This is a genomic window from Pseudomonas sp. UMAB-08 (assembly GCF_900095225.1).
Lineage (GTDB): Bacteria > Pseudomonadota > Gammaproteobacteria > Pseudomonadales > Pseudomonadaceae > Aquipseudomonas.
The window spans coordinates 175,033-196,040 of record NZ_LT607416.1; the positions used below are offsets into that span (position 1 = coordinate 175,033).

Sequence of the window (21,008 nt, forward strand, 5' to 3'; positions counted from 1 at the left end):
CAGGGCCATGCCGGCCGTGGCGATAGCCAGGGTCTGCAGGGTGGCTTGCAGCAGCAGTTGGATGAACTCCTCGCCATGGGCGGGCGGCCAGAACGCGGAGACGAAGCGGCCCATCTCGCTCTGGCTGTCGGTCGCCAGCAATACACTGACGTCGAGCTCGCTGAGCCGGATGCCCGGCCACAGCAGGGCGATGGCCAGCAGGCTGAGCAGCAGACGAGGCCCGGCGGCCGGGTCGCGGTTGTCGCGCGTCAGCATCGGGGAATCTGCACGCTCAAGGGCGTATCTGGAGCCGGTGCAGGCTGCAGAGACTCGTTGGCATAGAGCGTGTCGAGCAGGTCGCGGCTGACGTCGCTGGCCGGACGGTCAAACAGGATCTGTCCGTCGCGTACGCCAATGATGCGTGGGAAGTGCGTCAGGGCCAGGTCCACGGCATGCAGGCTGGCGACCAGGGTGACGTCGTGCTCCTGCGCATGCTGGCAGAGGACCGCCAGGGTGTGCGCGGCCAACACCGGGTCCATGGCCGACACCGGCTCATCGGCCAGCAATACCTCGGGGGCCTGGTACAGCACACGGGCAATGCCTACGCGCTGTAGCTGACCGCCGGACAGTTGCTGGCACTGAGCGAACAGCTTGTCGCTGAGGTCCAGCCTGGCCAGTGCCGCGCGTGCGCCGGGAATATCCAGAGGGTGCAGCAGGTTCAGCAAACTCTTGCCCAGCCCCCACTGGCCAAGCTTTCCGGCCAGTACCGCAGTGACCACGCGCTGGCGCGGTGGCAGTGGTGGCGACTGATGCACCAGACCGATGCGCGCGCGCAGGCGCTGACGCTGGTGCGCAGAAAGCTGCCAAGGCCGCTCACCGAGCACCTGCACTTCGCCGCTGCTGGGCCGCAGGGCGGTGGCCAGCAGGTTGAGCAGGCTCGACTTGCCTGCGCCGGACGGACCGATGATGGCGACCTGTTCGCGGGCACCGATGTGCAAGTCCACGCTACGCAGCGCGTGGACTCCATTGGCGTGGCTGAGGCTGGCCTGGATAAGGCGCAGCGTCATTTCAGCAGGTCGGCGGCGCGTGCGGCTTCCTCGATACCTTTGTAGTTCTCAGGTTTGGTTTCGATGAAGCGGCTGGCGGCCTGCAGGTCGAGGATTGCCTTTTGCTCCGGGTTCGCAGGGTCAAGGGCGAGGAACGCGGCCTTGATTTTGGCAGTCAGCACCGGGTCGAGCGTGCCGCGCACGGTCCAGTTGTAGTCGTAGTAGGTCGGGGTGGTGGCGAATACTCTGACCTTGCTGGTGTCGACCTTGCCGGCGGCGACCAGTTTGTCCCAGACGCTGGCGTTGAGTACCCCGGCGTCGACCTTGCCAGCCTGGACCCAGGCGACGGTGGCGTCATGGGCGCCGGAGTAGCCTACGCGGCTAAAGAAGGTTTCTGGCTTGATGCCGTCCTTGAGCATGAAGTAACGCGGCATAAGGCTGCCAGAGGTGGACGACACCGAGCCGAAGGCGAAGGTCTTGCCCTTGAGATCCGCGAGGGATTTGACCGCAGGGTCGGCGGTGATGAACTTGCTGGTGAACTGGGCGTCCTGCTCGCGCTGTACCAGCGGAATGGCGTTACCGGTTTTCAGGCGTGCCTGAACGAAGGTGAAGCCGCCCAGCCAGGCCAGGTCGATACGGTCGGTGGCCAGCGCCTCAACGACGGCCGGGTAGTCGGCAACCGGAATGAATTCGACCTTCATGCCCAACTGCTGTTCCAGATAGGCGCCCAGCGGCTTGAACTTGCGCAGCAGCTCGGTCGGGGCTTCATCAGGAATGGCGCTGACTTTCAAGGTGTCGGCGGCCTGTGCGAACAGGGTCGAAAGGGACAGGGCAAAGCCTGCGGCCAGCACCAGCGTACGCTTGAGCATGGAAGTTCTCCGGTTAAATAGCGGAAAAATGTCGAGGCGCCTGACGCGAGTTGTTTGCTGCACGGCGCTTCGTGAGGGTAGACGAAACGGCGCGATTATATGGCCCCTTGTGTGAAAGACCAGCTATGCAAATCATAGGGAGATTTGAATCATGGTCTATTCACAAAACCGAATCGTGTTTCGTCCTTGCTCTTTGGCCTGATACATCGCTGAGTCAGCCGAATCTATGACGTGTTCTTCACTCGCTTCGCGTCCCTTGAAGAGGGCGACACCGATGCTGGCCGTGCAGCGATGTTCAATGGTGAGGCTCAATAAATACGGCGCCGACAAACTGATGCGTATCTTTTCGGCAATGCGTCCTGCCTGAGCAGTGGCTTCGCGCTTGTCGCAGCTCAGGTCACACAGCAGCACAACGAATTCGTCACCGCCAAAGCGGGCAACGGTATCGGCTTCGCGCACACAGGCTTTCAGGCGGTTGGCGACCTCGATCAGCAGCAGGTCGCCGACGCTGTGGCCATGCGTGTCATTGAGGGGTTTGAAGTTATCCATATCGAGGAATAGCAACGCGCCGTAGCAGTTACTGCGGTGGCTGGATGACATCGTCTGGGTGAGGCGATCTTTCAGCAGGCGGCGATTGGGCAAGCGGGTCAGCGTGTCACGGAACGCCAACTGGTTGACCTGCTCTTCCAACAGCTTGCGCTGGGTGACCTCTCGCGTAATACCGTGGTAGCCAATAATCTCACCCTGTTCGTCAAGGTCCGGCTTCGACAGCACTTCTCCCCAGAGCAGGCTGCCGTCTTTGCAGCGATGCTGTGCCTCAAAGGTCACAAAGCCATCCGGCGCAGGTGGCCGTTCAGACCGCCGTCTTTTTTCTATCAGTTGCTTGACGGTGGCCACACCCTCATCGGTAAACAGTTCAAAGACGTGATGCCCGACCACCTCGTCGGCCTTGAAGCCACGCAGGCGTTCGTCGGCGGGGTTGATGTAGGTGATGAACAGGTCACGGTCTGTTTTCCAGTGGACGTCGCGAGTGTCCTCGGTGAGCTGGCGATAGAGGGCTTCGCTTGTATGCAGTGCCTGGGTGCGCTCCTCGACCAGTGCCTCCAGCGTGCTGTTGCGCTCCTGCAGGCTCTTGAGCGGATACACCTCTCCATCCTCCGCCCGGTGATAGGGAATGGAGATACCGCTGTGAACGATTTTCCACTCTTCACCTTCGAGGCGGAAAATCAGCACCAGGCGTGCCGCTTCCTTTGCAAGCATATCGCCGTCAACGGGCAAGTGAATGCGGAACAAGGCGCTGGCAACCACCACCTCGTCACTCAGATCCTGCAGCGAGAGATCGAGCATCTCAATGCGGATAGGCTCAGGCACTTGAGAGAAGTCCTGCCGAGTGATGTTCTGCCAGTCGGCGAGATCCTTGACCAGAAAATCACCGCTTCCCGTATAACCACTGAAGTTTTTACTGAAGCGGGTCGTCAGGCGCTGATCCCGAGAGGCGTACATCTCGATGTACTCTTCAAACAGGGCACGAATCAGGCGCTGTCGATCTGGAGATGGGGTGCTGATGGTCATGGCTGGTGTGTACTCTGTTCTGCACCCATGGCGAAAAATCTGTTCGAGGCGCTTTTTTGGTGAGCACTTTACACGTTGCCCTCAATCAATAAACCGCTTCTGCTTTTACCATTCGTTTAGTTGATAGTTACCATCGACGAATGCGAGTTTTGTTTTTCCGGCGAAGGAGGAAGATAGCGCCATTCCGAACATGCTTCTGAGGGAAATAATGCGATGAGAATCTTCACCCTGCTGGCTCTTGTCGCCGTATTGACCGGTGGCGCTGCCGCCACTGCGCCTTCTTACGCTGCCGACGCACCTTCCTGCCATTTGTTATCGGTGGCCGACAGTGCCGCTGGCCTGCAGCATGCACAATCAGTCGGTGTGCTTTACAGCGAAAACACCCTCAACACCCTTGAGTACCTTGAGCATTACCATGCTGTAGCGCTGAACGGCGTGAAGAATAGTGCGATCGATTCTCGCATCAGCGGCGCGTTCGTCAACAGCTCCGATCCGAAACTTGCGATCAATTGGCTCATGGGTTCGCTGCAGAAAGAATTCTCCTCAGTGACCGTCTACGACAACCTCGATGCGCTGGTGCAAGCCCACCCTGACGCAGTGGTCATGCTGGACACCTACAACCGTCTGGTGACACAGCGCAATACTCAGGTCGAAGCGCGCTTCATCGCCAAATTCTACGACTCGAACCTGCAATACATTGGCAAGGCCGAAGGTTTGGGTGAAAAGCAAATGTCCGCTGTCTGGGTGCATGGTAAAGCAGCTCCAGAGATTGCCGCGCAAATCGACCAGCAACGTGAGCTGCAATTAAACGCCCTGAAACAGTTCGATGCGTCGCTGAAGGCGCTCGTGACATCCGGCGGGATGGCTCAGGTCGCAAGCAACTGACGGTGTGGTTCCACGATCATCACGGCGCGCCAAACAGCATCGTCCAATAAATACCCAAATCGCTACGCGAGTCCGTGGCATAAGCTGCACCCACCTGGGTAAACATCGGGTTCATCAGATTGGCGCAATGCCCGGGACTGGCCAGCCACCCCTGCATCGCCTGGCTCGGAGAACCTTGCCCGGCAGCGATGTTCTCGCCGATCTGCCGACCACGGTAGCCGACGGCCCGCGCCCGGTCCGCTGGTGAGTCACCCTCCGGATCCTGGTGCGCGAAGTAATTGCCGTAGGCCATCGCCCGGCTATGCCCCTGCGCTGCCAACCCCAAGGCGTTGTTCCAGGTCAGTGGCCGCGCGGCGGCGAAGCGCCGATACCCACACATACGCGGCTTCGCCCGTGCCGCATTGACCTGTGCCAGCAACGTTTTATCCGCGGTTCGCCGATCAGTCAGGTGAGCATCGACCAAGGGGCGCGCCAGTACCATCTGCCACCGACTGCCGGCGCGAGTGACGCCAATATCGGTCGCTTGGGTATCGAGCAGCGCATCGCAGTAGTCACTCTTGAGCATGGCAAAAGCCGCCTCGACATCGCGCGCGCCGGCCACCTGGATAGCCTGCACCGTCGCCGCCTGATAACCGGCGGCCTTCAACCCGTCCCGTAAACCGCCGTCATAACCAACGGGCAAGGCCAGGCTAGACTTCAGCGCCAACGGCGTCATGGCAGAGGCCGTGCGTCCCTCGCAGCGCTGGGGATGGGCGCGGTAGCCGTTGATGGCTTGCACCAGTTGCCGTTCCCCTTCGGCATAAGCGGGATGGGCGAGCAGGGGGAGCAAAGGGATGAGGCAGAGCGAAACAAAGCGAGAGGAGCGAACGGTTAGGCGCATGAGGCGAACAGCTCAGATGGAATGACGAGGGGCTGGGCAGCAAAGGGGCTGCGGGAGTGACCGGCAAAGCCCGAATAGGACTGCGGGCTTCAACACAAGTTTCACCGGCAACGGATACACATTCAGAGTTGGAGCCGTGCGTTCGCTGCGCACGGTCAGTTTTATTCCTTTGCGTCTCAAGGCGTTGCACATCGATACTGGCAAAAGGGGCACGCAGCAGCGAGCCGCACGACACTGATTCAAGGATCAAACAATGCAGTTAAGCAAACGCGATCAGGCGCAGATCGAGCGTCGTCTGGTGGCGACCCTGACCGACGCCTGTGAGACGGCCAAAGCCGAAATAGTAGGGTTCTGCTGGCTGACCCACGAGGTTGATTACTCCGTGTTCCCGTCCAGCCTGATGGTCGTCTGGGTCTTTGACACGCAAGCCAACAAGGACCAGGCCCTTGCGAGCGGACAGGGCGAACGCATGGTCGAACTGACGGCGGTGGCGTTAAGCGAAGCGGATATCCACGTCAGTCCGGTGTCGGCCCACGTTCACGTCGATACTGAAGAGCAATGTCAGCGTGCCAATGCCGGAAACTGGCAGCAACGCTTGGCGCGCAAGCGCTCGACGCGGGGTTGAATCGTGGCCAAGGACATCGAAAATCCCTGCATTTCCGTTTGCCAGCTAAGCGGTGATCTATGCGTGAGTTGTGGTCGCACCAAGGACGACATCAGAAAATGGAAACGCATGAAGCGACCCGAAAAAATGGCCGCCGTGCAACGAGCGGGCCTGCGCCTGAAGAGCCTGCAGAAAAAAGACGCTTGAAATGCGGTCCTCAGTGCGGCTTCGGGTCCTGATCGACGCATCCCTGGATAAAGCCTGATCCGCCTTAAAAAACGCATTCCCACAACTACACTGCGCAAACACCTCGGGAGCCGAACATGAGCAATGCGAAAGAATCGATTGAAATAAAATGGCTTCCAGATGTGGAAGAGCAGGACTACCCAGCGGCACAGTCCTACCTTCTTCTGCTATTCAGCGAAAACCGGGTACAGAAAATCATTTCCGCCCTGCGTTCGGCAGACCTCACCCAATTCAAGGCAAAGGACATCTTCCGCGCTTCAGAACTTTCCCTGCTTGGCATCAGCAACTCCCATGTAGATAAAGACCGCAGCAAAATCAAGAACGGAACGCCGCTGTCACCGTTACTGCTGGTCAGGGGAGATAAGAGCGACAAACTTGTCATTGCGGACGGCTATCACCGTCTCTGCGCCATCTACGGCGTTGCCGAAGATGCCTGGATCAAGTGCAAGATTGTTTAGGCCGGTTTACTGGGTTGATTAAGTGGCAGATACAGAAGTATGCGGTCATAGTCCTCGCGGCTATAAGCTTCTAAGCGTTCCTATTTCGCTGGATTCTGTCTAATGAATGCGATCCACCGGCTGTGCCTGGTCTTGGGCGACCAGTTATCCTTTGATCTGGCCTCATTGAAGGTCCTGGACACCGAGCGTGACACCGTGTTGCTGGTCGAGGTGATGGAGGAGGCCAGCCATGTGCCCCATCATCCGCAAAAAATCACGCTGATCTTCAGCGCCATGCGCCACTTTGCAAAGGCGTTGCAGCAGCGAGGGGTCCGTGTGCAGTACGTTGCCCTCGATGATCCGCAAAACACCGGGTCGGTGCCGAGCGAGTTGCGGCGCTGGCAGTCGCTGATGCAGCCGGACGAACTGCACATGACAGAGTGCGGCGACTGGCGTCTGGAGCAGTCGCTTAAGGACTGTGGTTTACAGATCCAGTGGCATGTCGATACCCGCTTTCTCTGTACCCGTGCCGAATTCTCTTCGTGGGCCAAGGACAAAAAGCAGCTGCGCATGGAGTTCTTCTACCGTGAGATGCGGCGCAAGAGTGGGCTGTTGATCAACGGCGATGGCAGTCCGGTCGGAGGTGCCTGGAACTTTGATGCGGAAAACCGCAAGGCACTGCCCAAGGGCGTGATTGCCCCATACCCGGCCCGTTTTTCCGCAGATTCAATCACCCAGGAAGTGCTTGCGCTGGTGGGGGAGCGCTTCAGCAGTCACTACGGTTCTCTGGATGCCTTTGACTATCCGGTGACCCACGTCGATGCCCAGGCGCTGTGGGATTACTTTCTGGATTATGGCCTGGCCGGATTCGGCGATTACCAGGACGCCATGGCCAGCGACGAGCCCTTTCTGTTTCATGCCCGCATCAGCGCGGCGCTTAACATTGGGCTACTGGATGTCCGTCAGCTGTGCAGCGATGTGGAGTCGGCCTATTTGTCGGGCAGGATTGCGTTGAATGCCGCCGAGGGCTTTATCCGCCAACTGATCGGCTGGCGTGAATATGTACGTGGCGTCTACTGGCTGAAGATGCCTGATTACGCCAGTGGCAATGTATTCGGTAACAGCAGGCCGCTGCCAGAGTTCTACTGGACAGGCGAAACGAAAATGAACTGCATGCGCCAGGCTATCGGTCAAAGCTTGAAACATGCCTACGCCCATCACATCCAGCGGCTGATGGTCACCGGCAATTTTGCTCTGCTCGCCGGTATCGCGCCGAGCCAGGTGTGCGAATGGTATCTGGCAATCTACATGGACGCTTTCGACTGGGTTGAGCTACCCAATACCCTGGGAATGGTCATGCACGCCGATGGCGGTTATCTTGGCTCCAAGCCTTACTGCGCCAGTGGCCAGTACATAAAGCGCATGTCTGACTACTGCCGTGGCTGTGCGTACAAAGTGAGTGAAAGCACCACTGACGATGCCTGCCCCTTCAATTCGCTCTACTGGCATTTTCTGATGCGCCACAGCACTATTCTGCGCAACAATCAACGCATGGGTATGGTCTACAAAAACCTCGAACGCATGCCCGAATCCAAGCAGCAAGCGCTCTGGCAACGTGGCCAGACACTGCTCGCAAAACTGGATGCCGGGGAGTCGCTTTGAAAAAGAGTGCCAATGGTGATGGAGTCAGTAGGTCAATGGAGAGCCATGCATCAACAAAAGACTAACCACCGAATGTGGCCACTCAAACCGATCCTGCTGATGTGCTCACTCTACCTGCTGGCAGCAAGCGCCGTCGCCGCGCAGGTGCCGCACGAGACGCTGACGATCATGGTCGAGGATGCTGCCGACCCCTGGTCGAAAAGCGACGGCACAGGTTACGCCAATGACGTAGTCGTCGCCGCGTTCAACGAGATGGAGGTTGAGGTGCGACTGAAAGTCGTGCCTTATTCACGTTGCAAATACATGGTGCTCAATGGCGAGGTCGCGGCCTGCTTCAACATGAGCTGGCTGCCCGAGTTCGAGGGCAAGATCAAGCTGGCGGCGCTACCGATCTACAAGGCGAATGATGATATCTTCGAACATATCGAAGCCCCCTTGCCGAGGCCTACAGACGGCCTATGCACGTTGCCGCCTGGGACTGTACTGGGCATCACCAACGACTATGAGTATTCGCCCCAGGTCATGGCCCTACAGAAGTCCGGGGTGCTGTTCGAGAACGTTCACTCGGACTTACTGAATCTGAAGAAACTGGCCGCCCGGCGCTTCCAGGCGGCATTGGTCATTACCAACGACCTTGAGGCGGAGGCACAGAAGGCCAAACAGTCGGGCACAGAAAATTCGGTGCGCTTCGCCTTCAATTGCGGAGTGGTCACCGCGACCATAGGCTTTAGCCTGGCTCACCCAGACGGATTGCGTGCATTGAAGACGTATGAAGAGGGATACCAACGTATCGCGGCCAACGGTGTACTCAAGCAGATTCATACACGCTGGTTTCCTTAGCAGCACCGCTGCCCGACAGGCAGCAGGTGCTCCGTAAGGGATCGTGTGAAGTTAAGCCTCCCAGCCCGCTCCACTGACCGCCGCCTGCGCCAGTGGGTGCAAGTCGGCCCCCTGATGCTCCGTTTGCCAGGCCAGCAACTCCTTGCGCATGCCGGGCGTCCAGAACATCTGCAGATGATTACGCACGCCGAGCACTGCCTGTTGCTGGTCCGGTTCGCTGGCGAAGTACTGGGCGATCTGGTTGGCCATTTTGATCAGGTTGGCAGTGCTCATCGGCGTACCTCGGCTTTTGTTCCGGCGGTACGTGCCTGGCGGCGTTCGTTGAGCAGGCGTTGTTGTTCGTCGCTGAATGCCTGGTAGCGTTTTTGCCACTCGGAAGGGTGGTAGACGCGGCTGACTTCCACGGCGGTGACCTTGTACTCCGGACAGTTGGTGGCCCAGTCGGAGTTGTCGGTGGTGATGACGTTGGCCCCCGATTCAGGGAAGTGGAAGGTGGTGTACACCACGCCTGGGGCGACCCGTTCGGTGACCCGCGCACGCAACACGGTCTGTCCGGCGCGGCTGCCGATGCCGACCCAGTCACCTTCGTTGATGCCACGGCTCTCGGCGTCGGTCGGGTGGATTTCCAGGCGGTCTTCGTCGTGCCAGGCGACGTTCTCGGTACGCCGGGTCTGGGCGCCAACGTTGTACTGGCTGAGGATGCGCCCCGTGGTCAGCAGCAGCGGATAGCGATTGTTGACCTTTTCTTCGGTGGGCACGTAGCCGGTGAGCATGAAGCGCCCCTTGCCGCGCACGAATTCCTCGATGTGCATGGTCGGCGTGCCGTCCGGTGCTGCGTCGTTGCACGGCCATTGCAGGCTGCCGTGGCTATCCAGTGCGGCGTAGCTGACGTTGCTGAAGGTCGGCGTCAGGCTGGCGATTTCATCCATGATTTCCGACGGGTGCTGGTAGTTCATCGGGTAACCCAGGGCGTTGGCCAACGCTACGGTGCCTTCCCAGTCGGCCTTGCCGCCCAGCGGTTCCATGACCTTGCGCACTCGAGAGATGCGCCGCTCGGCGTTGGTGAAGGTGCCGTCTTTTTCCAGGAACGAGCTGCCCGGCAGGAACACGTGGGCGAACTTGGCGGTTTCGTTGAGGAAAATGTCCTGCACCACGATGCATTCCATAGCCGACAGGGCCGAGGTGACGTGCTGGGTATTGGGGTCGCTCTGGGCGATGTCTTCGCCCTGGCAATACAAGCCCTTAAAGCTGCCGTCCAGAGCTGCCTCGAACATGTTGGGGATGCGCAGGCCCGGGTCGGGTTGCAAGGTGACGTTCCAGGCCTGTTCGAACTGGGCCCGTACCACCTCGTTGGAGATGTGCCGGTAGCCAGGCAGCTCGTGGGGGAAGGAGCCCATGTCGCAGGAACCCTGAACGTTGTTCTGCCCACGCAGCGGGTTCACGCCCACGCCTTCGCGGCCGATGTTGCCCGTGGCCATGGCCAGGTTGGCGATGCCCATGACCGCCGTGCTGCCCTGGCTGTGCTCGGTGACGCCGAGGCCATAGTAGATCGCGGCATTGCCACCGGTGGCATACAGACGGGCGGCGGCACGGATGTCGGCAGCGGCGACACCGCAGATGGCGCCAAGGGCTTCCGGCGAGTTTTCCGCGCGGCTGACGAACTCGCGCCAGTGGGCGAAATCGCTGCCCTCGCAACGGGCGTCGATAAAGGCCTGATTGAGCAGGCCTTCGGTGACGATGACGTGGGCCAGGGCGTTGAGCATGGCGACGTTGGTGCCCGGGCGCAGGGCCAGGTGCAGTTCGGCGCGGGCATGCACCGAGTCCACCAGATCAATGCGGCGTGGGTCGATGACAATCAGCCGCGCGCCTTCACGCAGGCGGCGTTTGAGCTGGGAGGCGAACACCGGGTGGGCGTCGCTGGGGTTGGCGCCCATCACCAGGATCACGTCGGCCTGCATCACCGAGTCGAAACTCTGAGTGCCAGCGGACTCGCCAAGGGTTTGTTTCAGGCCATAGCCGGTCGGCGAGTGGCAGACCCGCGCACAGGTGTCGACGTTGTTGTTGCCAAACGCGGCGCGCACCAGCTTCTGCACCAGGTAGGTTTCTTCGTTGGTGCAGCGGCTGGAGGTGATGCCACCAATGGAGTCGCGGCCGTATTTTTGCTGCAGTCGGCGGAATTCGCTGGCGGCGTAGGTCACCGCCTCATCCCAGCTGACTTCCTGCCAAGGGTCGTTGATGTGCTGGCGGATCATCGGCGTGGTGATGCGATCCGGGTGGGTGGCGTAGCCCCAGGCAAAGCGCCCTTTGACGCAGGAGTGGCCGTGGTTGGCGTGGCCGTTTTTGTCTGGAACCATGCGCACCAGTTTGTCGCCTTTCATCTCGGCGCGGAACGAGCAGCCCACGCCGCAATAGGCGCAGGTGGTGATCACGCTGCGTTCGGGCTGACCCAGTTCGACCACGCTTTTTTCCATCAGGGTCGCGGTGGGGCAGGCCTGCACACAGGCGCCGCAGGACACGCATTCCGAGTCGAGAAAGTTCTCGCCACCAGCGGCCGCGACCCGGGATTCGAAACCGCGCCCGGTAATCGTCAGGGCAAAGGTGCCCTGGGTTTCTTCGCAGGCGCGCACGCAGCGGTTGCAGACGATGCACTTGCTCGGGTCGTAGTCGAAGTAGGGGTTGGAGGTGTCCTTCACGTCGGCCAGATGGTTGTCGCCTTCATAGCCGTAACGTACCTCCCGCAGGCCGACTTGGCCGGCGACGGTTTGCAGCTCGCAGTTGCCGTTGGCCGAGCAGGTCAGGCAGTCCAGCGGGTGATCGGAGATGTACAGCTCCATGACGTTGCGGCGCAGGGTGGCGAGCTTCGGCGTCTGGGTGTGCACGCTCATGCCTTCGCTGACCGGCGTGGTGCAGGACGCCGGGTAGCCGCGCATGCCGTCGATCTCCACCAGGCACATGCGGCACGAGCCGAAGGCTTCCAGGCTGTCGGTGGCACACAGTTTGGGGATGGTAGTGCCCAGCAGCGCTGCGGCGCGCATCACCGAGGTCCCTTCGGGCACGCTGATGCTGCGGCCGTCGATGTTCAGGGTGACCTGCACCTGGCTGTCGCGGGCCGGGGTTCCAAGGTCAAGAGTGCCCAGATTGATATCGGTTTTCGGGTCGAAGAGAGTAATCATTGGTCGGCCTCCGGGGCCAGCAGACCGAAGTCGGCGGGGAAGTGCTTGAGGGCGCTGGCCACCGGATAGGAGGTCATGCCGCCCAACGCGCACAGCGAACCGTAAAGCAGGGTGTCGCACAGATCCTTGAGGATGATCGCCTGCGCATCACGACCGCTCTGGTCAGGCGCGGCCAGCAGGCGGTCAATCACCTCCACGCCCCGGGTCGAGCCGATGCGGCAGGGGGTGCATTTGCCACAGGACTCCTCGGCACAAAACTGCATCGCAAAGCGCGCCATGCGGGCCATGTCCAGGCTGTCATCAGCCACCACCACACCCCCGTGACCGAGCATCGCGCCGATGGCGGCGAAGGCTTCGTAATCCAGCGGCGTGTCGAATTGCCCTGGTGGCACCCAGGCGCCGAGTGGGCCGCCAACCTGGGCGGCCTTCAGCGGCCGGCCACTGGCGGTACCACCGCCGTAGTCTTCCACCAGTTCCCGCAGGGTCAGGCCAAAGGCCCGTTCTACCAGGCCGCCGTGACGAATATTGCCCGCCAGTTGGAAGGGCATGGTGCCCAGGGAGCGGCCCATGCCGTAATCGCGATAGAACTGCGCGCCCTTGGCCAGAATCAGCGGCACCGAGGCCAGGGTCAGCACGTTATGCACCAGGGTCGGCAGACCGAACAGACCTTTCAGGGCGGGGATCGGTGGCTTGGCGCGGACAATCCCGCGCTTGCCTTCGAGAGAGTCCAGCAGCGCGGTTTCCTCACCGCAGATGTAAGCGCCAGCACCGACGCGTACTTCCATATCGAAGGCCTGGCCGCTGCCGCCGACATTGGCGCCGAGGTAACCGGCGGACCGGGCGATGTCCAGCGCCTCGCGCAGCGTGGCCACGGCCTGTGGATATTCCGAGCGCACATAGATGTAGCCGTAGCTGGCCCCGACAGTGAGACCGGCAATGGCCATGCCTTCGATCAGCAGGAAGGGGTCGCCTTCCATCAACATGCGATCGGCGAAGGTACCGGAGTCGCCTTCGTCGGCGTTGCACACAATGTATTTCTGCGCAGCCTGGGTGCCGCGCACCGTGCGCCATTTGATCCCGGCCGGGAAAGCCGCGCCGCCACGGCCACGCAGACCCGAATCGAACACGGCGGTCGCGGTCTGCTCGCCGCCCAGGGCGATGGCCTGGGTCAAGCCCTCGAAGCCGCCGTGGGCCCGGTAATCCTCCAGGGACAGCGGCCGGGTAATACCGGCGCGGGCAAACAGCAGGCGTTGTTGAGTCTTCAGATAAGGCAACTCTTCCACCCGCCCCAAGGCCAGTGGATGGGCGGACGGTTCGCCTTGCAGCGCATCGAGCAAGGACGGCACATCGGCAGCGGTCAGCGGGCCGAAGCCGATACGGCCTTGCGGGCTGTCCATTTCCAGCAGCGGTTCCAGCCAGTACAGGCCGCGCGAGCTGGTGCGTTGCAGGTCCAGCGGCAGATTGCGTTCCCGGGCCTGAGTGGCAAGGGCCACGGCCACCTCATCGGCACCCACGGCACGGGCAACAGAGTCAATGGGCAGATAAAGGCACGGCATCATGCGTCCTCCTGGCAAGCGTCGAGCAGGGCATCCAGGTGCTCGGCACTGAGCCGCGCATGCACCTGGCCATCCAGCTCCAGGGCGGGCGAACAGGCGCAGGCGCCGAGGCAATACACCGGGCGCATACTGATGTTGCCGTCGGCACTGCTGCCGTGGTCGTCCAGTTGCAGGCGCTCGCGCAATTGCGCGGCAAGCTGCTCGGCGCCGCGGCTCTGGCAGGACTCGGCCCTGCACAGACGCAGGATATGCCGGGCCGGGGGCGCGGTGCGGAAGTCATGGTAGAAGCTGATCACCCCGCGAACCTCGGCCTGACTCTGGTTCAGGGCGTGGGCAATCTCGGGGATGGCGGCATCCGGGATGTAACCGATGCCCTCCTGAATCTCATGAAGGATCGGCAACAGCGCGCCGGGGCAGCCCTTGTGGCGCTCCAGCAGGCTGTTGACCATCGGCAGGTGCAACATCTCATCAGGCATACAGCATTCCTCACGATCACGGGCAAACCAGGCGGTCGCCGGTTGTCCGAAAGTGTCGGCTGCGGCACTCATGCCACGTCACGGTATCGTGGCATGTTCAGGCCGTTGGCCAGGGCACCCTTGGCGGGCATCTTGTTGGGCCCGATGCGGTCTTCGCCGCACCTCTTCAGGGCATAAAAGGCAGCTTGCCACGCCGCCTTTGATTCAACCGCACCAAAGCGACGTGCTCGGTTCTTTCTACGACCATGGGTTGAGTCTAGAAGAGGGTGGCCCAAAGCGTCGTCCCTGAATGGACGTTCGCCCACCGGTTTGCTACCAGCGAAGCCATCTCGGCCCGAGTAACGCGCCTATGGCTGTAGGTACTAACATGCCCAGCAAGTACCAAGCACCCCAAAATGGAACCTCCATCTCTGGGCAATGCAGGCAATAGGCAAGCGTAGCCATCGCACCCGCCAGCAATCCGCCACAGGCACCGGCGAGTTTCAGGCGTGTGGGTGCTAGCCCGCGCAGGGCCCAGAAAACGGCAATGAATCCAGGGATCGAAAGCAAGGTGATGTTGAGCGCACACACCCGCCACGTCTTGCCAAGGATCACTGCGACGCGCATATCAGGGGCGACTGCTACGAGGACATAGAGAGCACCTGCCCACACCGCTGCAATCGCTGCCACGATCAGGAGTTTTCCCCAGCCCGGCGTCATTCCTGGTCTCGCCAGTCGCATCACCACACTCAAAGCACCGATCATCAGGCTCAGCGGAAAGGCGATCTTCGCCCAGAAGATCGGCGTTGCCGCCACCGTGGCCAAGTCTGGACGAACGCCCAGTACGATCATCACCAGCAAGGTGGCAGTCACAAGACCAACGAGTACCGCGACAACGAAGCGCTTGGCAAGCGCATGCCGGTCGACCGGCGTGACCCCGGACGCGAGCATGGAAATAAAATCATCAGTTTTCATCGTGTACCTCTAATCATCTGCGCCAACGCCTTAAGCCCGCGGTGTACACCAATCTTTACGGCTGACTCTGACAACCCTGTCATCTGCGCGGTTTGCGTGACCGACAACCCTTCAAGCTTCACGTGCACGATGGGTAGACGCTGACGCTCAGGCAATTGCTTCAACAACTTGTTCAGGTCTCGGGAGGCCTGCGCAGGTTCAAGATGGGGCTCGGCAAACAGTTCGGCCTCATCGTCGAGTGAGTCGTTGAACACCTCATGGCGTGACCTGCCTCGAAAAAAGTCCATGAGCTTGTAGCGTGTGATAGCAAAAACCCATGCCGTCAGGGGCTGATCCAGCCGGTACGTCTGGCGACCGTTATGAACGGCCAGCAAGACCTCTTGCAGCAAATCCTCGACTTCGCCGGGTTGTCGTTGAAGCCGGGTTCGCAAAAAACCGCGGACATGCCCGCTCAACTCCGAAAGGAATACCCGATAAGACCGTTCATCTCCGTTCAGGCCCGCGACGAAAAGGGCCTGGAGATGGATCTCCCTGCTGCGTAACGCGTCGTTATGTGTAGTTCGTTCCATCGTCGGCTCTGGTTACACGGCGTATAAAAAATTCTGAACCTACATGACGCAATTATGAATGGCGGGCTGCGGATCATGCTTGCGGTCGAGGGCATTAGGCAACCAACAGGTTAATTTTGCGATTTTGAAAAATATTTTGCGATGGATGTAACCGGATGTGAAAAGCCAGCGAACTACCTTACGGATCTCAAGCACAGGGCACTCCTGCACTGATGCGACGACCGCTAATCATGACCCCGGAGAAACAACCATGAACACTCTGAAACTTGCCGCTCTCGCCATTGCCTTCTCGTCCTTCGCCGCTGGTGCCATCGCCGCAGAAACCCCAGCCGCAGCAGGCGCCATGGAAAAATGCTACGGCGTCGCCATGGCCGGCCACAACGATTGCAAGGCCGGGGCCGGTACCACCTGCGCAGGCACCGCCAAAATGGATTATCAGCCTAATGCTTGGAAAAACGTCCCGGCGGGTACTTGCACCACCATCAAGACGCCAAAAGGCATGGGTACTCTCGCACCAATCTAACGTCTACACCACGGGGCACACATCGATCATGAAGACTCCACTTCAGATGGGGGCCGGACTCGGCCTTAAACCGAACCATTATCAGGACGCACTCGACTGCGCGGCTAAGGGTCTCTGGTTCGAAGTTCATCCGGAAAACTACATGATCGGTGGTGGCCCCCGCCTGGCGTGGCTGGAAGCGATTGCAACCCGCCACCCACTGTCGTTGCACGGTGTATCACTCTCGCTGGCGGCCGACTGTCCGCCGGATGCAGAGCACTTGAAGCGTCTGAAAACGCTCGCCGATCACGTTCAACCCACGCTGATTTCCGAGCACCTGGCCTGGTCAGCCTGGCGCGGCCAGTATCATCCCGACCTGCTACCATTTCCCCGTACGGGCGAGGCATTGCGGCGTATCGCAAGCAATATCCAGTGCACGCAAGATGCTCTTGGACGTCGCATCGCGATCGAAAACCCGACCCATTATTTAAAGCTCGATGGCCATGACTACAGCGAACTCGACTTTCTGACCGAGCTGAGCGAGAGCACTGGCTGCGGGTTGCTGCTGGATGTCAATAACGTACACATCAGCGCCCATAACCTGGGCTTCGATGCAGCCGCCTATCTGGATGCCTTTCCGGCCAAGGCAATCATGGAGATCCATCTGGCCGGATTCTCCGAGGATCCCGGAAATTCGACATTACTGATCGATACCCACGATGCCCCTATTGCTGCCGATGTCTGGTCTTTGTATGCGCGTTTAATCGAACGGATCGGCACGCGCCCGACACTGATCGAGCGTGACGACCACATTCCCGGCTTCGACGTTTTACTCGCCGAGCGCGACAGAGCACAGGCGCTATTGAATCGTGGGCAGAGCCCGCGAAGGGCGGTGGCGATATGAGGCCATCACTCGAAAGCTTTCAGGATGCGTTCGTCGCGGCACTCTTTGACGCCGAACCATCCGAGATGATGTCGCTTACCCGACAGCCCGGTTTTGCGGTTTATCGCAACACCGTGATCAAAGGCGCAACCGATGCGTTAGTCGCCAATTTCCCGACCATAGAGCGCCTGGTTGGCACCGACTGGTTGCAAGGCGCAGCCGCCATCCACGCTCGGCTTTCGCCGCCAACGGATGCTCGGTTGCTGTACTACGGAGCCGACTTTCCCGAGTTCCTCGACAGTTTTGAGCACGCACGAGACATGCCCTATCTGGGCGATGTTGCCCGTCTGGACCTGCTTTGGACACACGTGCATTGCGCCGATGATGAGCCGGGCATTGAGATGAGCACCTTGGCGCACCTGGCCTCCACAGACCTTGCCAGTAGTCGGCTTACACCGCGGAGCGCCTGCCGCTGGATCTGGTTACCTGATTGTCCGGCCTACACGATCTGGCGCGTCAATCGCGAACAACTGCAAATGCCTGAAGAGCTCAATTGGCACGGAGAAGGCGCGCTTCTGACGCGAACGGCCGGTCGACTGCACTGGCAGGCGGCCAGTGCTGCCGACTGTGCCTTTCTTGACGCATGCGCGGCTCAACTGCCACTCGGTCTGGCAGCAGACAGAGCCATTGAAGTCGAACCTGACGTAAATCTGGAAAACCTCATTGTCCGCTTGGTGAGTGCTAACGCGTTCGCCGCTGCGAACCCAGGTCTTCCTTTCTGAAAGCCTGTTAATGACATAACGACGGAGCGCAATCATGGACATCATCGGAACCAGCTCATACCCCCCTCATAAATACCTGCGTGGCATTTGGAACCGTGTTGCAGGCCGACTGGATTCACTGATTAGCGATTCGCTGTTAGTGCTGATAGCCCGTATCGCCATCGCAGCCATTTTCTTTATGTCCGGGCGCACCAAAGTCACTGATTTTTTGACGATTACGCCGAGTACTTATGAGTTGTTCCGTACGGAGTATTCATTGCCCTTTATCTCCCCGGAACTGGCGGCGCACCTGTCGACCTACAGCGAGCACTTATTTCCCGTGCTTCTGGTGGTAGGTCTATTTACTCGGTTATCGGCGTTGGCATTGCTGGGCATGACGTTTGTCATCGAGGTTTTTATCTACCCCGATGCCTGGCCAACTCACCTCTCCTGGGCGGGCCTGCTGCTGCTGATCGTCGCGCGCGGCGCAGGAGCCCTTTCGCTGGATCGGCGACTGGGCATCCGATGATCCTTCGCCGGAGGGAGGAACACTCGGACAGGATTGTTGCAGGTAGCTCTCGGCAATCTGACGATGCACATCAAGTATGAAAATGCGCCGTCATTCCCAGAGAAAAGCCCCTTCACCCACTAACGATCCAGGGTGCCCTCATGCAGGGGCGCGCGCCTGGCGTGCACGCGCATTGCGCTCGGAATGTGCAACTAAACAAGCGAACCCGGCAACCTGTTTATCGTCGGCCACTTCATCCTTGGCGCGATACGCATCATGCCAACACAACGCCCGCTTTCCGTCAGGAAATCGTAGCCTTCAGGTGACACAGATGCAAAGCAATACGATCCGATTCTCTTGCGTAGGGTGCGGTGTCTGCTGCAAAGGCAGACTGATACCGTTGACATTGGCTGAAGCGCGACAATGGTTAAGCCGCGGGCATGATGTCTCGGTGATTATCGAGGCCTTCGATGAGCCGACCTGGCCTCGTTCATCACAAGAATTCGACCACGCCAGAGGTCGATCGGTAAGCGTGCGGTGTGGTAATACCCGGATACGGGTCATCGCCCTGTTTGCCGGCAAAGCCCTTGAACAGTGCCCTAATCTCAGCGCGGACAATCTTTGCGGCATCTACGAAGAACGCCCACTGGTATGCCGCATTTATCCGATGGAGATCAACCCATTCATCGCGTTACGCCAAGACAATAAGGCGTGCCCGCCACACGCGTGGGAAAGCAACGATGTTATCTGCACCGATGGACGTGCCGATCCAGCGCTGGGAGCGCTCATAAATCAGTCTCGACAAGCAGACATATCTGACGCATCAAGCAAGGTCGCCATCTGCGCGCAACTGGGGCTGAATGTGACGAGCTGGAAAGACAATGCGCTGGCCGTGTACTTTCCACAGCGGGAAAAACTGCTCGAAGCGATACACCGCGCCAAAGGCACTCCAGAGGATTACCCAGACTGCGAGTGGCAGGTTCGGGTCGATGATCCATCGCTACGTGAGCGATTGACTGCATCAGCTGTGGCACTGGCTGCCAACGAGTCCGCCGAGTACACCTTTCATGTTTTATGAGCCGCCTTCACAACAAAGTCAGCTCATCAATACCGATACTACCTTGCAACGCGCAGGGATCAGCGGCTGTCTAAAAATTCCACATCCGAGCCTTTCCCCAGCCCCAACCACTTTCCTGCGCCCATAAAAAAAGGCCTTGCAAAGCAATACCTTTCTTTAATTTGGTGCCCCGAGGGAGACTCGAACTACCAGTGTTTATAAGGTCTTGAGTTGTGTTTTTTGGCCGCCCATACATGGGGCCATACAGGAAGGGGCGTGCTGCGGTGTTTTTGAGTGGTATCGCCCCGCACTGATGGAGGGGCGGAATGGCTATTCGATCATGCCGCGCTTCGGCTGTCCATTTTAGTGCGAATCCAAGACTCGACCTCAGACCGTAGAAAGTAAACCGGCGCCTGTCGGCTATCACCGTCTTTCTTCGGTACCGGGAATGTGGCGTCCCTTTCGCGAATCCGGTGCAGGGTTGTTCTGCTGATACCGATGAGCTCGCACACGCGCCCGATTTTGATCAGTGCGTTCGGGTTGTCTTGTTGCTTCAATGCCTGTGCTCCTATCTTGTTCATTATTCCATCAATCACATATTCGACTCAGATGAGCCGGTCCCGGGTCGCCTTTTTCCGGGCCCGCCCATTCCGTATGGTTTTACGTCCCGCAGCCCTGCTCGTTTTTCGCGAGCTCGGCAGGCGCTACAGGCTTCAATAGGTAGTATTTGTTCCAGAACACGTCGTCGCGCTCGCCAGACTCGTACACGATGAAGGTGGTCTGACCTTCTTCTGGCAAAACAAGGTCGGCGATTTCGTTTTCAACACACTCAAGAATTAGCCCCATGTCGTCTTCGTCGAGCCACGAATCAATCATGCGCACGAGCGATACCGAGTATTCACCTTCGGCAGCGTTGCAGCCGCGTTCAGTGCTGATCAGGATCTCGAATACCTTATTTGCACCCGCACGGACTTCCAGGTGCGACAGGTCAGCAGCCATTCCGCTCAGTAGATCGCGGGCTCTGGCGATCTCGCCACACGTATGAACCTCCCAGTCTGTCGCATCGGAGATATGGACCAGTGTTTGCAAACTCTGACGCAGCGCCTCGTTGTCGCCCTGCAGGTTGGTGCGCTCTGCCACCACCTTGTCGTACAAGCCTGCCTTTTTGGTGGCCCTGGCCAGCGTCGCGGAAATGCAATCGCACTCGCCTAGCCATTCGCCGTCGGCGCGATGGACGTCGCCAGAATCTCCGCAATAAGTGCAGGCGGGCAGGGGAGTGCACACGTCGCAATCAACGAACGGGATCTCCAGGTCCACTCCGGTGCCGTTGCACGCTTTGCACGGCATTGGTGCCGCCTGTTTCGGCGAATCCGGCTCATTGCATTGCGCAGGGGCGTTCGCCTCTGCTGAAAGGTTGTTCATGGGTAATTCCTAGGTTTTGCGCCCGAGCGCGGGCGCCTATGGTCTGTGGCTAGGCTTGCGGCTTCGCGGGCTCAGCCTTCGGAGGCTTGCACCGGAGGCACTTGCAGGTGCCAATGCGTTCACCGCG

Annotated in this window: 23 protein-coding genes and 1 pseudogene; 11 read left to right on the top strand and 13 right to left on the bottom strand. The window is 59.7% G+C overall.

Going from position 1 to position 21,008, the window contains the following annotated elements:
• From K0F75_RS25610 to K0F75_RS06390, 4 genes and pseudogenes are all read right to left on the bottom strand, one after another.
• A pseudogene (locus tag K0F75_RS25610) lies at positions 1-255 on the bottom strand (ABC transporter permease); the annotation flags it as partial.
• Positions 249-1,046: a phosphonate ABC transporter ATP-binding protein gene (locus K0F75_RS06380; RefSeq protein ID WP_219061016.1), complete on the bottom strand. Its 798-nt coding sequence runs from the start codon at positions 1,044-1,046 to the stop codon at positions 249-251. The pseudogene K0F75_RS25610 and the gene K0F75_RS06380, both read right to left, overlap by 7 nt.
• Complete coding sequence (locus tag K0F75_RS06385) at positions 1,043-1,894, bottom strand: putative selenate ABC transporter substrate-binding protein (protein WP_219061017.1); 852 nt, start codon at positions 1,892-1,894, stop codon at positions 1,043-1,045. Before K0F75_RS06385 ends, K0F75_RS06380 begins: the two co-directional genes overlap by 4 nt.
• A gap of 156 nt (positions 1,895-2,050) precedes the next feature.
• Positions 2,051-3,466, bottom strand: a complete 1,416-nt coding sequence (locus tag K0F75_RS06390) for a diguanylate cyclase domain-containing protein (protein WP_219061018.1) — start codon at positions 3,464-3,466, stop codon at positions 2,051-2,053.
• Positions 3,467-3,679: 213 nt separating this feature from the next.
• Here K0F75_RS06390 and K0F75_RS06395 point away from each other — a divergent pair, with 213 nt between their 5' ends.
• On the top strand, positions 3,680-4,351 hold the full coding sequence (locus K0F75_RS06395) for an ATPase (RefSeq protein ID WP_219061019.1): 672 nt from the start codon (positions 3,680-3,682) through the stop codon (positions 4,349-4,351).
• Positions 4,352-4,370: 19 nt separating this feature from the next.
• On the opposite strand, the gene K0F75_RS06400 is transcribed toward K0F75_RS06395, so the two are convergent.
• A complete protein-coding gene (locus K0F75_RS06400) occupies positions 4,371-5,231 on the bottom strand; it encodes a CAP domain-containing protein (protein ID WP_219061020.1) in 861 nt (286 codons plus the stop codon).
• Between the two features lie 253 nt (positions 5,232-5,484).
• On the opposite strand from K0F75_RS06400, the gene K0F75_RS06405 reads away from it, so the two are divergent.
• The 5 genes from K0F75_RS06405 (at position 5,485) to K0F75_RS06425 (ending at position 9,020) form a co-directional block, all read left to right on the top strand.
• On the top strand, positions 5,485-5,856 hold the full coding sequence (locus K0F75_RS06405; RefSeq protein ID WP_219061021.1) for a hypothetical protein: 372 nt from the start codon (positions 5,485-5,487) through the stop codon (positions 5,854-5,856).
• Positions 5,857-5,859: 3 nt separating this feature from the next.
• Entirely contained in the window at positions 5,860-6,042 is a 183-nt protein-coding gene (locus K0F75_RS06410) for a DUF1289 domain-containing protein (protein ID WP_219061022.1), read from the top strand.
• Positions 6,043-6,158: 116 nt separating this feature from the next.
• On the top strand, positions 6,159-6,539 hold the full coding sequence (locus K0F75_RS06415) for a hypothetical protein (protein WP_219061023.1): 381 nt from the start codon (positions 6,159-6,161) through the stop codon (positions 6,537-6,539).
• 102 nt (positions 6,540-6,641) lie between these two features.
• Positions 6,642-8,180, top strand: a complete 1,539-nt coding sequence (locus K0F75_RS06420) for a cryptochrome/photolyase family protein (protein ID WP_219061024.1) — start codon at positions 6,642-6,644, stop codon at positions 8,178-8,180.
• A gap of 45 nt (positions 8,181-8,225) precedes the next feature.
• Positions 8,226-9,020 carry a transporter substrate-binding domain-containing protein gene (locus tag K0F75_RS06425; protein WP_219061025.1) on the top strand — a complete coding sequence of 265 codons (795 nt, stop codon included), beginning with the start codon at positions 8,226-8,228 and terminating at the stop codon, positions 9,018-9,020.
• Positions 9,021-9,071: 51 nt separating this feature from the next.
• Here the strand turns inward: K0F75_RS06425 and K0F75_RS06430 are convergent, their stop codons facing one another.
• The 6 genes from K0F75_RS06430 to K0F75_RS06455 form a co-directional block, all read right to left on the bottom strand.
• Positions 9,072-9,293 carry a formate dehydrogenase subunit delta gene (locus K0F75_RS06430; protein ID WP_219061026.1) on the bottom strand — a complete coding sequence of 74 codons (222 nt, stop codon included), beginning with the start codon at positions 9,291-9,293 and terminating at the stop codon, positions 9,072-9,074.
• On the bottom strand, positions 9,290-12,193 hold the full coding sequence (fdhF, locus tag K0F75_RS06435) for a formate dehydrogenase subunit alpha (protein ID WP_219061027.1): 2,904 nt from the start codon (positions 12,191-12,193) through the stop codon (positions 9,290-9,292). Before fdhF ends, K0F75_RS06430 begins: the two co-directional genes overlap by 4 nt.
• Positions 12,190-13,752, bottom strand: coding sequence for an NADH-quinone oxidoreductase subunit NuoF (locus K0F75_RS06440; protein ID WP_219061028.1), 1,563 nt, complete (start codon positions 13,750-13,752; stop codon positions 12,190-12,192). The genes fdhF and K0F75_RS06440 overlap by 4 nt, the downstream gene beginning before the upstream one ends.
• Entirely contained in the window at positions 13,749-14,225 is a 477-nt protein-coding gene (locus K0F75_RS06445) for a formate dehydrogenase subunit gamma (RefSeq protein ID WP_219061029.1), read from the bottom strand. The genes K0F75_RS06440 and K0F75_RS06445 overlap by 4 nt, the downstream gene beginning before the upstream one ends.
• 312 nt (positions 14,226-14,537) lie before the next feature.
• Positions 14,538-15,179 carry a DUF1109 domain-containing protein gene (locus K0F75_RS06450; RefSeq protein WP_219061030.1) on the bottom strand — a complete coding sequence of 214 codons (642 nt, stop codon included), beginning with the start codon at positions 15,177-15,179 and terminating at the stop codon, positions 14,538-14,540.
• Positions 15,176-15,748 (bottom strand): sigma-70 family RNA polymerase sigma factor, encoded by a 573-nt coding sequence (locus K0F75_RS06455; RefSeq protein ID WP_219061031.1) that lies wholly within the window; start codon positions 15,746-15,748, stop codon positions 15,176-15,178. Before K0F75_RS06455 ends, K0F75_RS06450 begins: the two co-directional genes overlap by 4 nt.
• 250 nt (positions 15,749-15,998) lie before the next feature.
• Here K0F75_RS06455 and K0F75_RS06460 point away from each other — a divergent pair, with 250 nt between their 5' ends.
• The 5 genes from K0F75_RS06460 (at position 15,999) to K0F75_RS06480 (ending at position 19,480) form a co-directional block, all read left to right on the top strand.
• Complete coding sequence (locus K0F75_RS06460) at positions 15,999-16,271, top strand: DUF2282 domain-containing protein (protein ID WP_219061032.1); 273 nt, start codon at positions 15,999-16,001, stop codon at positions 16,269-16,271.
• Positions 16,272-16,299: 28 nt separating this feature from the next.
• Entirely contained in the window at positions 16,300-17,154 is an 855-nt protein-coding gene (locus tag K0F75_RS06465) for a DUF692 domain-containing protein (RefSeq protein ID WP_219061033.1), read from the top strand.
• Positions 17,151-17,915 carry a DNA-binding domain-containing protein gene (locus K0F75_RS06470; protein ID WP_219061034.1) on the top strand — a complete coding sequence of 255 codons (765 nt, stop codon included), beginning with the start codon at positions 17,151-17,153 and terminating at the stop codon, positions 17,913-17,915. Before K0F75_RS06465 ends, K0F75_RS06470 begins: the two co-directional genes overlap by 4 nt.
• A 34-nt stretch (positions 17,916-17,949) precedes the next feature.
• Positions 17,950-18,423, top strand: a complete 474-nt coding sequence (locus K0F75_RS06475) for a DoxX family protein (RefSeq protein ID WP_219061035.1) — start codon at positions 17,950-17,952, stop codon at positions 18,421-18,423.
• 310 nt (positions 18,424-18,733) lie between these two features.
• Positions 18,734-19,480, top strand: coding sequence for a YkgJ family cysteine cluster protein (locus tag K0F75_RS06480; RefSeq protein ID WP_219061036.1), 747 nt, complete (start codon positions 18,734-18,736; stop codon positions 19,478-19,480).
• 317 nt (positions 19,481-19,797) lie between these two features.
• Here K0F75_RS06480 and K0F75_RS06485 read toward each other — a convergent pair whose 3' ends face one another.
• Positions 19,798-20,040, bottom strand: a complete 243-nt coding sequence (locus K0F75_RS06485; protein WP_169896902.1) for an AlpA family transcriptional regulator — start codon at positions 20,038-20,040, stop codon at positions 19,798-19,800.
• 79 nt (positions 20,041-20,119) lie between these two features.
• Positions 20,120-20,881 (bottom strand): hypothetical protein, encoded by a 762-nt coding sequence (locus K0F75_RS06490; protein WP_219061037.1) that lies wholly within the window; start codon positions 20,879-20,881, stop codon positions 20,120-20,122.
• Positions 20,882-21,008: the final 127 nt, after the last annotated feature.